At 66.4% G+C, this 13,424-nt stretch carries 10 protein-coding genes; 7 read left to right on the plus strand and 3 right to left on the minus strand.

From position 1 onward, the window contains the following. Nucleotides 1-16: 16 nt before the first annotated feature. The 5 genes from H9656_RS03380 to H9656_RS03400 are packed head-to-tail and all read left to right on the plus strand — an operon-like array spanning nucleotide 17 to nucleotide 6,566. Entirely contained in the window at nucleotides 17-1,279 is a 1,263-nt protein-coding gene (locus H9656_RS03380) for a serine hydrolase domain-containing protein (protein WP_191742844.1), read from the plus strand. A 48-nt stretch (nucleotides 1,280-1,327) separates the two neighbouring features. Continuing rightward, complete coding sequence (locus H9656_RS03385; protein WP_191742845.1) at nucleotides 1,328-2,788, plus strand: MFS transporter; 1,461 nt, start codon at nucleotides 1,328-1,330, stop codon at nucleotides 2,786-2,788. A 59-nt stretch (nucleotides 2,789-2,847) separates the two neighbouring features. Further along, nucleotides 2,848-3,729: an SDR family NAD(P)-dependent oxidoreductase gene (locus H9656_RS03390; RefSeq protein ID WP_191742846.1), complete on the plus strand. Its 882-nt coding sequence runs from the start codon at nucleotides 2,848-2,850 to the stop codon at nucleotides 3,727-3,729. A 44-nt stretch (nucleotides 3,730-3,773) separates the two neighbouring features. Beyond that, on the plus strand, nucleotides 3,774-5,384 hold the full coding sequence (locus H9656_RS03395) for a carboxylesterase/lipase family protein (RefSeq protein WP_225212208.1): 1,611 nt from the start codon (nucleotides 3,774-3,776) through the stop codon (nucleotides 5,382-5,384). A 9-nt stretch (nucleotides 5,385-5,393) separates the two neighbouring features. Further along, the gene (locus H9656_RS03400) at nucleotides 5,394-6,566 is read left to right on the plus strand and encodes an acetyl-CoA C-acyltransferase (protein WP_191742848.1); all 1,173 of its coding nucleotides are present in this window, start codon (nucleotides 5,394-5,396) and stop codon (nucleotides 6,564-6,566) included. A 150-nt stretch (nucleotides 6,567-6,716) separates the two neighbouring features. On the opposite strand, the gene H9656_RS03405 is transcribed toward H9656_RS03400, so the two are convergent. From H9656_RS03405 to H9656_RS03415, 3 genes are read right to left on the minus strand one after another with little or no spacing between them, the layout of a single operon-like run. Next, nucleotides 6,717-7,604 (minus strand): formylglycine-generating enzyme family protein, encoded by an 888-nt coding sequence (locus H9656_RS03405; protein ID WP_318240588.1) that lies wholly within the window; start codon nucleotides 7,602-7,604, stop codon nucleotides 6,717-6,719. Nucleotides 7,605-7,611: 7 nt separating this feature from the next. Next, a complete protein-coding gene (locus tag H9656_RS03410) occupies nucleotides 7,612-9,363 on the minus strand; it encodes an arylsulfatase (protein ID WP_225212209.1) in 1,752 nt (583 codons plus the stop codon). Nucleotides 9,364-9,390: 27 nt separating this feature from the next. Beyond that, complete coding sequence (locus tag H9656_RS03415; protein WP_191742850.1) at nucleotides 9,391-10,875, minus strand: alginate export family protein; 1,485 nt, start codon at nucleotides 10,873-10,875, stop codon at nucleotides 9,391-9,393. A gap of 409 nt (nucleotides 10,876-11,284) precedes the next feature. Here H9656_RS03415 and H9656_RS03420 point away from each other — a divergent pair, with 409 nt between their 5' ends. Further along, a complete protein-coding gene (locus H9656_RS03420) occupies nucleotides 11,285-12,274 on the plus strand; it encodes a LysR family transcriptional regulator (protein WP_191742851.1) in 990 nt (329 codons plus the stop codon). Beyond that, a complete protein-coding gene (locus tag H9656_RS03425) occupies nucleotides 12,274-13,422 on the plus strand; it encodes a muconate/chloromuconate family cycloisomerase (RefSeq protein ID WP_318240589.1) in 1,149 nt (382 codons plus the stop codon). The genes H9656_RS03420 and H9656_RS03425 overlap by 1 nt, the downstream gene beginning before the upstream one ends. Nucleotides 13,423-13,424: the final 2 nt, after the last annotated feature.

The following is a 13,424-nucleotide window of genomic DNA, read 5'->3' on the forward strand; positions in this document are numbered from 1 at the left end:
GACCCGTGGTAGCGTGATGAGTCATGAAGCACTTGCCCGTTCTCTGGGCTTTGATCCGGAGGCCCTGAAGGCCGTACGCCCGAAACTGCAGGCCTTCGTCGATCGCGGCGAACTGGCCGGGATGGTGGCGCTGGCCTCGCGTAACGGGCAGGTCTTCTATGAGGAGCAGATCGGCTGGCAGGACCGCGAGGCTGAAAAGCCGATGCGTCCGGACAGCCAGTTCCGCATCGCCTCGATGAGCAAGCCGGTGACCTCGGTCCTGGCCATGATGCTGGTCGAGGAGGGTCTGATCGCCCTCGAGGATCCGGTCACGCGCTGGATCCCCGAGCTGGCCGATCGTCAGGTTCTGCTCGACCCGGCCGGGCCGCTGGACCAGACCGAGCCCGCTCATCGCGACATCACGGTCGAGGACCTTCTGACCCACCGTTCCGGGCTGGCCTATGCGCCCTTCTCCGAAGGGCCCATCCAGGCGGCATATAATGCGGCGCTGGGGGATCCCGGCATCAATGAGAAATCGGTCGATGAATGGCTGGCGGGGCTGGGGACGCTGCCGCTGTCATGCCAGCCGGGGCACCATTTCCACTATGGGCATTCGACCGAGGTTCTCGGCTTCCTGATCGGCCGCGTGCTCGGCGTTTCTGTGCGCGAGGCGATGCTTGAGAAGGTGCTGCATCCGCTGGGGATGATGGACACCGACTTCTGGCTGCCGACAGACAAGCTGGATCGTCTGGCCGGCCTCTATGCCTATCAGGAGGGCGTGGATGGACTGGCGAGGGTGGACATCCCTGTCTTCGAGGCCCCGCCCGAATATACGCCTGCGGGCGGCGGACTGGTGTCGACGGCTCCGGACTATCACCGTTTCGTTCGCATGCTGCTGAACGGCGGCGAGCTGGACGGCGTTCGTCTGCTCAAGCCCGAGACGGTCGAGCTGATGCTGACCAACCGCCTGACGCCGGAACAGCGGAAGTATCAGTTCGCAGGCATGGACCTGTGGACCAAGTCAGGCTTCGGCCTGGGTCTGGCGATCACCGAGGACCTGACCGACAACCCTTATGGATACGGCGAAGTCGGCAGCTTCACCTGGCCGGGCGTGTTCGGCACATGGTGGCAGGCTGATCCGGCCAACGACATGGTGATGATCTTCCTGATCCAGCACCAGGTCCCGGTTTCGGCCAACAGCGGTTCAACGATCGCCACGGGGCGCGGGGCCGCAGGGCGCAAGGCCTTGCCGGTGTTCCAGCAAGGCATCTATGGCGCACTCGACGGGGCAGGGCGCTAGGGCGCGCTCAGGCCGTTGAGTTCGGGGCGTAAGCATGTGGGGAGCGGCATGAGCCATCCAAGTAGTCCAGCGACGGGGGCCGCGCTGCGCAGCCAGCCCCTCACGCGCGTCTTCAAACTCACCTACGGTTCGGGAGCCCTGGCCGACGGCATTGTCGTCGCCGGTTTCGGCTTCTTCCTGCTGTTCTTCCTCACCGCCGTCTGCGGCATGAGCGGCACTATGGCCGGGTTGGCCAAGATGATCGCTCTGCTGGTGGACGGGGTGGCCGATCCGGCCATCGGCCTGGCCAGCGACCGGCTGAAATCCCGCTATGGCCGCCGCGTGCCCTTCATGGCGTTGGGTCTCATTCCCTTCGTCCTGTCGTTCGGCCTGTTGTTTTCCATGCCGGAGAGCCTGACCGGGGCGGCGCAGTTCATCTACGCCACCGTCTGCCTGGTGGTGCTGCGGGTCTCCTTGTCCGGTTTCGTGCTGCCCTACACCGCTGTCGGCGCCGAGGTCACCGACAACCACACGGAGCGGGCCAGCATCGTGGCCTATCGTCTGTCGTTCCAGAACGCCGGCATCCTGCTCGGCGTGGTCCTGGGTCTGGGCGTCTTCATGTCCGGCGCTACGGGGATGCTGGAGCGCGAGAACTATGTCCCGTTCGGCTGGACCTGCGCCTTCGCCATGTTCCTGGCCGGCATGATCGCCATTCGTTCGGTCTGGTCGGTCCAGCCCCGCCTGCACGGGCCTGAGGAGAGCAAGGAAAACCTGCTGCTCGGCTTCTTCCGCGAGATGAAGGAGTTGAAGCGCAACCGCTCCTTCATGCTGCTGTTCGGAACGGTGCTGCTGTATTTTCTGGCCTATTCGACCCATTCGTCGCTGGCCCTGCATTCCAGCCGCTACTTCTGGGGGCTGGATACGACGGCTATCCAGATGATCCTGCTGAGCGCCTGTCTGGGGCCAGTCCTGGGGGCGCCGCTCAGCACGCTGATCCTGCGTCGCATGGAAAAGCGCACCCTGTCGCTGATCGCCTATTTCGCCATTGCGATCCTGCTGTTCTGGCCGCCGCTTTATCAGGTCCTGTCGCCGGTGAAGCTCACGCCGGACGCGGCGGCTATCGTGCTGCTGATCAACGGCATGCTCATGGGCACGGCCATCATGGTCGGGGGCGTGGGCTTCCAGTCGATGATGGCCGACACCGCGGACGAGCATGAGTATCTGTTCGGCGTGCGCCGCGAAGGGCTGTTCTTCTCGGGCCTGACGCTGGCGTTCAAGGCGGCGTCGGGCGTCGGGGGCCTGATCGCCGGGGTCGCGCTGGACCTGATCCGCTTCCCGACGGACATCGCTTCGCGTCCGGATCTGGTCATCCCGAGCGAGGTTCTGACCAAGCTGGCGCTGGCGTCCGGTCCGCTGCCCGCCCTGATCGCCTTCCTCGCGCCGCTCTTCCTGTTTGGCTATCGTCTGACACGCAAGCGCCACGCGGAAATCATCGCCGCTCTGGACGCCCGCAAGGCCGGCGCCGAGTGACGGCGCGGCCAGCCAGTCGGGGGGGCTGGCTGGCCGCTTTACGACAACGGAGAATGCTCATGATCAGACTCGACGGCCAGGTAGCCATTGTGACCGGCGCCGGCGGCGGCCTGGGTCGCGCCCACGCCCTGTTGCTGGCCAAGCGCGGAGCCAAGGTGGTCGTCAACGACATGGGCGCCGGCGCGGACGCGGTCGTGGCCGAGATCAAGGCCGCTGGCGGCGAGGCGATGGCGGCCATCGGCTCCGTCACGGACGAGGCCTTCATCAACGCCATGGTCAAGACGGCTCATGAGCAATGGGGCCGGATCGATATTCTGGTGAACAACGCCGGCATCCTGCGCGACAAGAGCTTCGGCAAGATGGACCTCGACTCGTTCCGCCTGATCCTTGATGTCCATGTCATGGGTTCGGTCATTCCGACCAAGGCGGTCTGGGAGATCATGCGGGCCCAGAACTATGGTCGGATCGTCATGACCAGCTCGTCGTCGGGCATTTTCGGCAATTTCGGCCAGGCCAACTACAGCGCCGCCAAGATGGCCGTGGTCGGATTCATGCAGACGCTGGGGCTGGAAGGCGAGCGCTACAACATCCGCGTCAACGCGCTGGCGCCGACCGCCGCCACGCAGATGATGGAAGGTCTGATGCCTCAGGAGACGGTGGACCTGATCCGGCCCGAGTTTGTTTCGCCGGCCGTGCTGGCGCTTGTGCACGCCGATGCGCCCAACCGCACCATCATCTGCGCCGGAGCCAAGAGCTTTGAGGCCGCCCGCATCTCCATGACGCGCGGCATCCACGTGCCGGCCGATGCCGACGATATCGCCGAGATCCTGGTCGAACGGTTTGACGAGCTGATCGACCCGGCCGACGATATCGTCCCGCATCAGGCCTTTGACCAATCGAAGCTGGAACTGGGCAAGGCCGGTTTCGGCCCCGGTATCTGAGGGTGCAGATGAGCAGTCTTCGATCTTTCCTTGTCGCGGGCGTGATGTCCCTGGCGCTACTGCCGGCGACGGCCGTAGCCGGTGCGTCGGTGGCGACGACCACGGCCGGTCAGGTCAGGGGCCAGGTCGAAGACGGCCTTGCCGTGTTCAAGGGCGTTCCCTTCGCAAAACCGCCCGTCGGCGACTTGCGGTGGCGCGCGCCGCAGCCGGTGGAGGCGTGGAGTGGGGTGCAGGACGCCACCCGGTTCGGCGCGGCGTGCATGCAGGTCAAGACGCCGGTCGCCGACTACGAAGCCATCAGCGAGGACTGCCTCTATCTCAACGTCTGGGCGCCTGAGGGCGCCAAGGACCTGCCCGTCATGGTCTGGATCCATGGCGGTTCGCTCAGCATGGGGGCAGGGCACGAGCCCTTCTATGACGGCGCCGCCCTGGCCCGCGAGGGGCTGATCGTCGTCACCATCAACTATCGCCTCGGCCTGTTCGGCTGGCTGGCTCATCCAGCCCTGAGCGCCGAAACGCCTGAGAACATCTCTGGCAACTATGGCCTGCTGGACCAGATCGCCGCTTTGGGATGGGTGAGAGACAACATCGCCGGCTTTGGCGGGGACGCCGCTCGCGTCACCATCGCGGGCGAGAGCGCGGGCGCGCTAAGCGTCATGTACCTGATGACCTCGCCCAGGGCTGAGGGCCTGTTCCACGGCGCCTTCGCCCAAAGCCCCTATATGATCACCTCGCCCACTTTGCGGGACACGCCTTACGTCGGCTGGCCGGATTCAGAGCTGGCGGGGACGACGGTGGCCACGGCGCTTGGGGCCCAAACCGCTGATGAGCTTCGCGCTCTCTCTGCAGACGATATCTTGGCCAAGCTGCCGGCGACCGGCTACTTCCCCATGGGGACGGTGGACGGTCACATCCTGCCCAAGCAGGTGATCGACGCAATTGACGCGGGCGAACAGGCCAAGACGCCGGTTCTGGCGGGGTTCAATGAGGGTGAAATCCGATCTTTGCGGATTCTCCTGCCGCCCAAGCCCGAGACCCAGGAGGACTGGGTCCGCGAAATCCGCACCCGCTATGGCGATCTGGCCGGTCCCTTCCTTGACCTCTATCCGGGGGATGACCTCGACGCCTCCATGTTGGCCGCCACGCGTGACGGCCTCTATGGCTGGAGCGCCGAGCGGCTGGTGGAGGGCCAGCAGAAGGCCGGGCTGAACAGCTATCTCTACTATTGGGATCACGGCTACCCGGCCCAGGACGCTCATAATCTTCGGGCCTTCCACGCTTCGGAAATCCCTTACATTTTCGGCACCGTTGATCGGCTCCCGGGGTATTGGCCGCGCCCGCCTGCGACCCCGGAAGAAGAGGGACTGTCCAGGGCCATGACCCGCTACTGGGCCAGCTTCGTCAAGACGGGCCGCCCCCTGGCTGAGGGAGTGAGCGACTGGCCCGCCTATGGCGATGCGCGCGCCTATCTGGCTCTCGAGGACAGGCCAATAGCCCGCGTCAAAACCCGGAACGGTTATGACCTTCATGAGGAGGTGGTCTGTCGCCTCCGAGCCTCCGGAGACCTAGCGTGGTTCTGGAATATCGGCTTGATTGCTCCATCCGTGCCGCAGACTGAAGCCTGTTCGTCCGCCTTCAACACCACTGCCCATTAAGGACCCGCCATGCGTGAAGCCGTAATCGTCTCGACCGCCCGCACCCCCATTGGCCGGGCCTATCGCGGCGCCTTCAACGACACCCCGTCGCCGACCCTGATGGCCCATGCGCTGAAGGCCGCCGTCGCCCGCGCCGGCATCGATCCGTCCGAAATCGATGACTGCATCATCGGCTCGGCGCTGCCCCAGGGCGTGCAGCACACCATTGGCCGCACGGCGGCGCTGGCGGCCGGATTCCCCGTCAGCGTGGCCGGCATGACGATTGACCGGCAGTGCGCGTCCGGCCTCATGGCCATCGCCACGGCAGCCAAGCAGATCATCATCGACCAGATGCCCATCGTTGTGGCCGGCGGGGTGGAGAGCATCTCCATGGTTCAGGATGCGGCCCTGCGGGTCAGCAGTGATCCGACGGTTCTCGCCCATGCGCCGGATGCCTGTATGCCGATGCTGCAAACCGCCGAGGTGGTGAGCCAGCGCTACGGCATCGGGCGCGAGGCCTGCGACGCCTATGGCCTGCAATCCCAGCAGCGCACGGCGGCGGCACAGGCGGCTGGCAAGTTCGACGACGAGATCGTCCCGCTGACCAGCCGCATGAAGGTGGTGGACAAGGCTACGGGCGAGGTCTCCTACCGCGACGTCACGCTGGAGAAGGACGAGGGCAACCGCGCCGACACCACGCTCGAAGGCCTGCAGGGCCTGCGCACAGTGATCGAGGGCGGCATCATCACGGCGGGCAACGCTAGCCAGCTGTCAGACGGGGCCTCGGCCTGTGTTCTGATGGAGGCAGGGGAAGCGGCGCGTCGCGGTCTGCAACCGCTGGGTCGCTACGTCGGCATGGCCGTGGCGGGCACCGAGCCTGACGAAATGGGCATCGGTCCGGTCTTCGCCGTGCCGCGTCTGCTGGAACGCTTCGGCCTTGAGGTCTCCGACATCGGCCTTTGGGAGCTGAACGAAGCCTTTGCGGTCCAGGTGCTGTATTGCCGCGACCGTCTGGGCATTCCGGACGAGCGGCTGAACGTCAACGGCGGCGCCATTTCGATCGGCCACCCCTATGGCATGAGCGGCGCCCGCATGGTCGGCCACGCCCTGATCGAAGCTAAACGCCGGGGTGAGCGCTATGTCGTCGTCACCATGTGCGTCGGCGGCGGCATGGGCGCGGCGGGATTGTTTGAAGTCCTCTGACCTCGGGCTAGCGGCCGGGCTTCGACAGCGCTGCAGTGACGACGCACGCTGATGTTCCCAGGCAACTCGGCGCCTAGCCGCGCCACCTGTTCGGCGCGCTGTTCGGCGCGCTGGTCGGGTCGGTCTGCGGCCTGGCGTCCTGGGTGGATTTTACAAGCAGCAGCGGAAGCCGATGTGGGAGGCGCAGGTGTCGGTCGCCTGGGGAAGGCGGGCCGCGGGGCGATAGCGAAGGCAGTAGTCCGGCGTGCACAGGTGGGAGCCGCCCTTCAGCACCTTGAACTCATGGGCGGACGGTCGGGCGGTGATCCCGCAACAGCTCTTGGCGGGCGTGCCGGCGTGGTCCTTCTCATAGGTGTCGAGGGTCCACTCCCACACGTTGCCGATCATGTCGGACAGGCCCCAGGGGTTGGCCGGATAGTAGCCGACCGGGGAAGTCCGCATGAAGCCGTCAGCCAGGCTGTTGTGATGCGGAAAGGCGCCCTGCCACAGGTTGGCCATCTGCCGACCCTCGGGCTCTAAGTTGTCGCCCCAGGCGTATTCGGTCGTAGACCCGGCGCGGGCGGCGTATTCCCACTGCGCCTCGGTGGGCAGCGTCTTGCCGGCCCACCGCGCGTAGGCCAGGGCGTCGGCGAAGCCGACATGCACCACGGGGTGATCCTCTAACCCTTCAATCGAGGAACCAGGGCCGAGCGGATGACGCCAGTCCGCACCCGCCACCACGCGCCACCACTGGCGTGGATCGGTGAGGGGCACAGGGCCGGGCGGGGGCGTGAAAACCAGGGACGACGGCGCCAGAAGTTCCGCAGCCACCCCGGGATAGTCGGCCGGATTGACCGGGGTCTCCGCCAGGGTCCGGTGCCCGGTGTCGGCCACGAAGGCGGCGAACCGGGCGTTGGTCACGGGCACGGAGTCGATGGCGAAGGCGTCGATCTTGCGCCGGTGGGCGGGGCGTTCCTCGACGTAGTGATCGTCCGATCCCATGACGAAGTCGCCTGCGGGGAGGGTCGCCAACGTCACGGGATCTTTGGATCGGGTCACAGTCGGATCACTGGGGGGTGCGGAAGTCGGTCTGGCGCTCGGGGAAGTGCACGCTGGTGTTGCCATAGGCGTTCTTGCCCGCGATGGCCGGGGTCCACAGGATGTTGTTGTCCGTTTCGCAGGTCTTCCACGCCGCCTTCATCAGCGCCAGTTGTTCGGGCTCGGTCTGGCTCAGATCGCGGGCCTCGATCGGATCTTGGCTGATATTGTACAGCTCCCAGTCGCCGCTGCCCCACGGGCTGTTGCTGTAGGTCAACTTATAGTCGCCCTGGCGCACCGCGACGCGGCCGAACATCTCCAGGCAGTGGGTGGCGTCGGCGGGGTGAACCTGTTCGCTCTGGCCAGTCAGGAAGGGGATGGCCGACAGGCCTTGCAAGGGCGGCACGTCCGCGCCTTCCTGGGCCGGATGGACGGTCTGGGCCAGTTGCAGGAAGGTGGGCGCCAGGTCCTTCACGTTGAAGTAGGCGTCGCTCACGCTCTGGCGCACGCCGGGGCCGGCGATAAAGGCGGGGGTGCGGACCCCGCCCTCATAGGTGAAGGCCTTGAACAGGCGGAACGGCGCGGAGCTGACGCGCGCCCAGTTGGGGCCGTAGCCGATGAAGGAGCCCGGCCGTCCCATGTTCGCGAGGCTGTTGTCGAACGTGGACTGAATCCACTCGCGATTCTTCTCGCTGATATCCTCGGCGTCGCTGCCCTCGGCGCCGTTGTCGGAGAGGAAGACGAAGACGGTGTTGTCGTACTGACCCATCTCCTTCAGCTCGCTGACCAGCCGCCCGACGTTGTCGTCCAGATTGGCGATCATGGCGGCGTAGACCTCCATGCGCCGGGCTTCCTTGGCCTTCTCCTCGGCCGAGAGCTCGTCCCATTCGGGCCAGACGCCGGGTGAGGACGCGGCCTGCACGTCCTCGGCGATCAGGCCCATGGCCTTCATGCGTTCAATGCGGCCGTTGAGGATGGCTTCGTAGCCGACGTTATAGACGCCACGATAGAGGTCCAGATATTGATCCGGCGCCTGCAGCGGCCAGTGCGGCGCGGTATAGGCGATATAGGCGAAGAAGGGCTTCTGGTCGTCGACGCCCTGAATATTCTGCAAGATCCGGTCGGTGTAGAAGTCGGTCGAGTAGAAGCTCTCGGGCAGGTCGACCAGGGCGCCGTCTTCGCGATAGCTGGCCTTGGGCGCGGCGAAGATGGTGCCGCCCTGGGTGAAGTGGTCGGCGCCGCCGTTCAGAAGCGCGAAGGAGTGGTCGAAACCGCGGTCCTTCGGGCCCTGGCCGTCGTTCATCCCCAGGTGCCACTTGCCCACCATGAAGGTGTGATAGCCGGCCTTCTGCAGCAGGGCCGGGAAGGGGACCACCCGGTCGTTCAGCACGCCCTCATAGCCCGGCACGCCGACCTGTTCAGGGGCGATGACTTCGACCATGGCGCCGACGCCGGCGATGTGGTTGTCGACGCCGCTCAGCAGCATGGCGCGCGTCGGGGTGCAGGCCGGGGAGGCGTGGAAGTTGGTCAACTGCACGCCGCTGGCCGCCAGGGCGTCCAGGTGCGGGGTCCGGATCTCGCTGCCGAAGGCGCTGAGGTCGGAATAGCCCATGTCGTCGACGACGATCAGGACGATGTTGGGTCGGGCGTCGCGCTCGGGCGGCGCAGGTGTCGCGGCCAGGGCAGGGGCCGCCGGCTCAGCGTGCAACGCAGCCGGAGCGAAGCAGAGCATGGAGACGCCGCCGAGAAGGGCGGGCAGCAGGCGTTTCGCGATCTTCATGGCGAGGTCCGTGTTCACTCTATGGGGTTAGAACATGAAAGTCAGATCGACGAGCGAGTAGAAAACGTCGCGGCCGCCCGCGCGTTTCATCCCCTCAGAGACGTCGAAATAAGCCCCCTCCGCGGTGAGGAAGAGGTGCGGGGTGATGGTCCACTGGACCGTCACGTCGGGCTGCATGCCGATGTAGCCGATCGAGGGGTCAGCGGTGCCGGGCAGGGGAGCGAAGCCACGGCCGTAGACGGCGTCGTCGCGGTCCTGCTTCCAGTACCAGCGGTTATAGGCCGACAGGCGCACGCTCTTGGACAGGTTCAGCGCCAAGGTCGGGCCGGCGTCGACCAGGTTGCTGCCCGCCAGATAGCCGCTGGCCGCGTAGTACTGCTGGCCGGTGTATAGAGGCGTGAAGGTCTGGATCTTGTCGCCGTCGCGGCCCCCGCTCACGGCGTCGAAGCGGAAGCCGAAGCGGGGCTTCAGCGGCGAGGATTCCATCACGTACCCGGCTTCGCTGTAGAAGGCCCAGGCCTCCACGTCCTGACCGGCGAAGGTCCCGCCTTGGCGCACCACGGTAGTGTCCAGTTGGATCGGTCCGGCCTTGCCCCACAGGCGGGCGCCGACGCCGTGGCGCTCGTCGTCGCCGACCAGGCCGGCCATGGCGAGCTTGGTCGATTTGAAGCCGATGTAGAAGGGATCCACGTTCAGGGCCACGTCCGGCGCCGCGCGGGGCAGGGCGAAGCTCCCATACACGCCCCAGATCTTGCGGCCCGGATTGCTGGAGTCGCCGAAGACGTCCTCGGTATTGGCCACGTTCTCGACCGCCACAACGTCGATCCGCGCCGATTTGGCGCGATACTGGGCTGTGACGCCATCGAAGGTAAGCGGGATGTTGGCGAAGGGTTGGGTCGACAAGATCAAGCCGTTGCCCAGCCAGACGCCCTGACGCCCGCCGCGAACGCTGAGCAGGCCGTCGCCCACGGGAGCGCTGACTTCGACAAAGGCCTGCTGAACGGCAAGGTCGTTACGCTGGCGCGGCGGTTGTGGGCCGATGTCCCGCCCGCCCATCTGGCCGCTGGCCAGCTCGCCATAGGCCCGCACGTGCGAACCAAGGTGCAGATCCGCGCCGTAAATGTGACGAAAGCCGATGAACAGTTGGTCGCTGTAGTTCTGGCTGACCAGGGTTTCATGGCTGTAGCTATTGAACTGGACGCGCTCCATGCCGCTCAGCGACAGGCTGATGTCGCCGCCCTCGTTCAGCGGCATGTGTTTCAGGGCGGCGAAGCCGTCAGCCGGGGCGCCGGCGGCAGGCGACGGCGCCAAGGTCTCGTTGAAGCGCAGAAGGTAATAGGGACCCACGCGCGGACCCATGCCCGTCTGGGGCGGCAACGCCGCGTCCGCCTTCGAGTCGGCCTGGTCGCGCGACGATACGGCGGCGCCTTCCGCAAGGGCGGGCGACGGCAAAGCGAAGGCGCTCAGCGCTAGGGCCAGGACGCAACCATGGCCGTACAAAATGGGGTTCAAGGGCGCGTTCCTCTCCGAGCTTTTTTCTTTTCAGTTTTTTGACGGAGGCGGCTGTTGGCCAATAGTTCTTCGGCATGAGGCGATAGCGAACCTGATCGCGCGGGGTTCGAACGGGCGCGTTGTCGGAACGAACCGGGCCCAGTTTGCGTTCGCGCGGTTGACGGTTAAGGCGCGGACAGCGGCGCCTCGCGCCGCCGGGTCTCGCATTGTCGGCATGACCTCGTTAGGCCTCATGCCGTTTCGGCATCAGGTTTTCGACAAATGCTATTGGGAAATTCAGCTTCCCGCTCCGAACCTGTTCACTGCGCCCCACCCTTACGGGGTTTGGCGAGACACAGGATTTGGACGAGAGGAGCGCCTTCATGACCCGTGATGCCGTTGGCCTCGTCTCTGCCCGAGGGGAGGGCTCATGACGCCCCTGGACCCCTTCGCGGACGCCGTGGGCGTCGATGTCCGGCGCCTGCGCTACTTCGTGGCCATCGCCGAGGAGCTCCATTTCGGCCGGGCCTCGGAGCGCCTCAACGTCGCCCAGCCCGCCCTAAGTCGCCAAATGGTCGAGCTTGAGGCAGCGATCGGCGCTGCTCTGTTTGACCGGACCCGCAACCAGATCCGCCTGACCGTGGCCGGCGAGACCCTGTTGCCCCGCGCACGTCAGATCCTGGGCAGCATTGTTGAGGCGGCGCGCGTGGCGCGGCGGGCGGCCGAGGGCTCTATCGGCGGCATCAATGTCGGCTTCGTCGGTTCAGCGACCTATTCTCTTCTGCCTCGCGTGCTGAACGCCTTTCGCACGGCCAATCCCGATGTCGACCTGATGCTGCACGCCATGAATACGGCGGAGCTGCGGGTCGCGCTGATCGAACGCACCATCGATGTCGCCTTCGCCCGACCGGGAATCAACGATCCCGAGGTGATCGACGAAGTTCTGCTGGAAGAGCCGCTTATCGTTGCTCTGCCCGACGAGGATCCCTTGGCGGTGCAAAGCGATATTGCGCTGGTCGATCTGGCGGGCCGGGCCTTTGTTCTTTACCCGCGCTACCCGCGACCCAGCTTCGCCGATGCGATCCTGCGCTACTGCGCCGAGGCCGGTTTCTCGCCCGCCATCGCCCATGAGACGATGGATATGCAGACGGCGCTGGGCCTGATCGCGGCTGGCGCGGGCGTGTCCCTGGTGCCGGCCAGCGTCCAGGGGGCGCAGCGCCTGGGCGTGGCCTATCGGCCGCTGCGGTCGCCCGAGCTCATGACCCGGCTCAGCCTGTCTTACCGGCGGGACAATCGCTCGGCCACGCTCGCGCGCTTCCGCACTCACGTCAAAGCCTACGCCGCCGCCAGCAAGACTCACGGCGAGAGCCTGACGATCCTTGGCGGCGCCTCTGTACCCTCGTTTAAAGGACTTGCCTGATGGCCACGACGATCGACGCCTTTGAGACCTGTCTGGTCGACTTGCCCACCATCCGCCCGCACGTCCTGTCGGTTGCGACCATGCGCGAGCAGGCCATGGTGCTGGTCACCCTGCGTTGCTCGGACGGGACTGCTGGCGTCGGCGAGGCGACAACCATTGGCGGCTTGAGCTACGGCGAGGAAAGCCCCGAGGGGATGAAGCTGGCCCTCGACACCTATTTCGCCCCCCTGTTGCTAGGCGCTGACCCGACGCGGCCGGCCGAGCTGATGGACCGGCTGAACCGCGCCATCGCGGGCAACCGCTTCTCCAAATGCGCCGTGGAAACGGCCCTGTTGGACGCCATGGGCCAGCGCGTCGGCCTGCCGATGTCGGAGCTGCTGGGCGGGCGCCGCCGCGAGCGCCTGCCGGTCGCCTGGACCCTCGCCAGCGGCGATACGGCCAAGGACATCGACGAGGCCGAGCAGATGCTGGCCGAGCGCCGGCACAACATCTTCAAGCTCAAGATCGGCAAGCGGTCGGTCGCCGACGACGTGGCCCACGTCGCCGCCATCAAGCGGGCGCTGGGCGACCGCGCCAGCGTTCGCGTCGACGTCAACCGCGCCTGGGACGAGGCCAGCGCCACGCGCGGCGTAGCCATGCTGGAGGCCGCCGGATGCGATCTGGTGGAACAGCCGGTCGACGCCCACCTTCGCGGGGCCATGGCGCGGCTGTCGCAGCGTTTCACCATCCCCATCATGGCTGACGAGTCCCTGACCGGCCCGGCCAGCGCGTTCGATTTCGCGGCCGGAGCGGCGGCGGACGTCTTCGCCGTCAAGATCGCCCAGTCCGGCGGGCCCAAGGCTGCGTGCGCCGTGGCCGCCATCGCGGAGGCGGCGGGCGTGGCCCTGTACGGCGGCACCATGCTGGAGGGCCCGATCGGCACCGCCGCTTCGGCCCACGCCTTCTCGACCTTCGCCCATCTGTCGTTCCAGACCGAGCTCTTCGGCCCGCTGTTGCTGACCGAGGAAATCCTGGAGGAGCCGCTGGCCTACGCCGACTTCGGCCTGAAGGTGCCCGACGGTCCCGGCCTGGGCGTGCGCCTGGACGCGGACAAGGTGGCTTTCTTCCGCCGCGACGCCGCCCGCAAAACCACTTCCGCAGGAGCCTGATC

Origin of the sequence: Brevundimonas guildfordensis (assembly GCF_014836405.1) — a bacterium.
Classification (GTDB): Bacteria; Pseudomonadota; Alphaproteobacteria; order Caulobacterales; family Caulobacteraceae; genus Brevundimonas; species Brevundimonas guildfordensis.

Bases quoted from the DNA above. Each gene is read 5' to 3' on its own strand.
- H9656_RS03385 (WP_191742845.1), top strand. From the start codon at position 1,328: ATGAGCCATCCAAGTAGTCCAGCGACGGGGGCCGCGCTGCGCAGCCAG.
- H9656_RS03395 (WP_225212208.1), top strand. From the start codon at position 3,774: ATGTCCCTGGCGCTACTGCCGGCGACGGCCGTAGCCGGTGCGTCGGTG.
- H9656_RS03400 (WP_191742848.1), top strand. From the start codon at position 5,394: ATGCGTGAAGCCGTAATCGTCTCGACCGCCCGCACCCCCATTGGCCGG.
- H9656_RS03425 (WP_318240589.1), top strand. From the start codon at position 12,274: ATGGCCACGACGATCGACGCCTTTGAGACCTGTCTGGTCGACTTGCCC.
- H9656_RS03380 (WP_191742844.1), top strand. From the start codon at position 17: ATGAGTCATGAAGCACTTGCCCGTTCTCTGGGCTTTGATCCGGAGGCC.
- H9656_RS03390 (WP_191742846.1), top strand. From the start codon at position 2,848: ATGATCAGACTCGACGGCCAGGTAGCCATTGTGACCGGCGCCGGCGGC.
- H9656_RS03420 (WP_191742851.1), top strand. From the start codon at position 11,285: ATGACGCCCCTGGACCCCTTCGCGGACGCCGTGGGCGTCGATGTCCGG.
- H9656_RS03410 (WP_225212209.1), bottom strand. From the start codon at position 9,363: ATGAAGATCGCGAAACGCCTGCTGCCCGCCCTTCTCGGCGGCGTCTCC.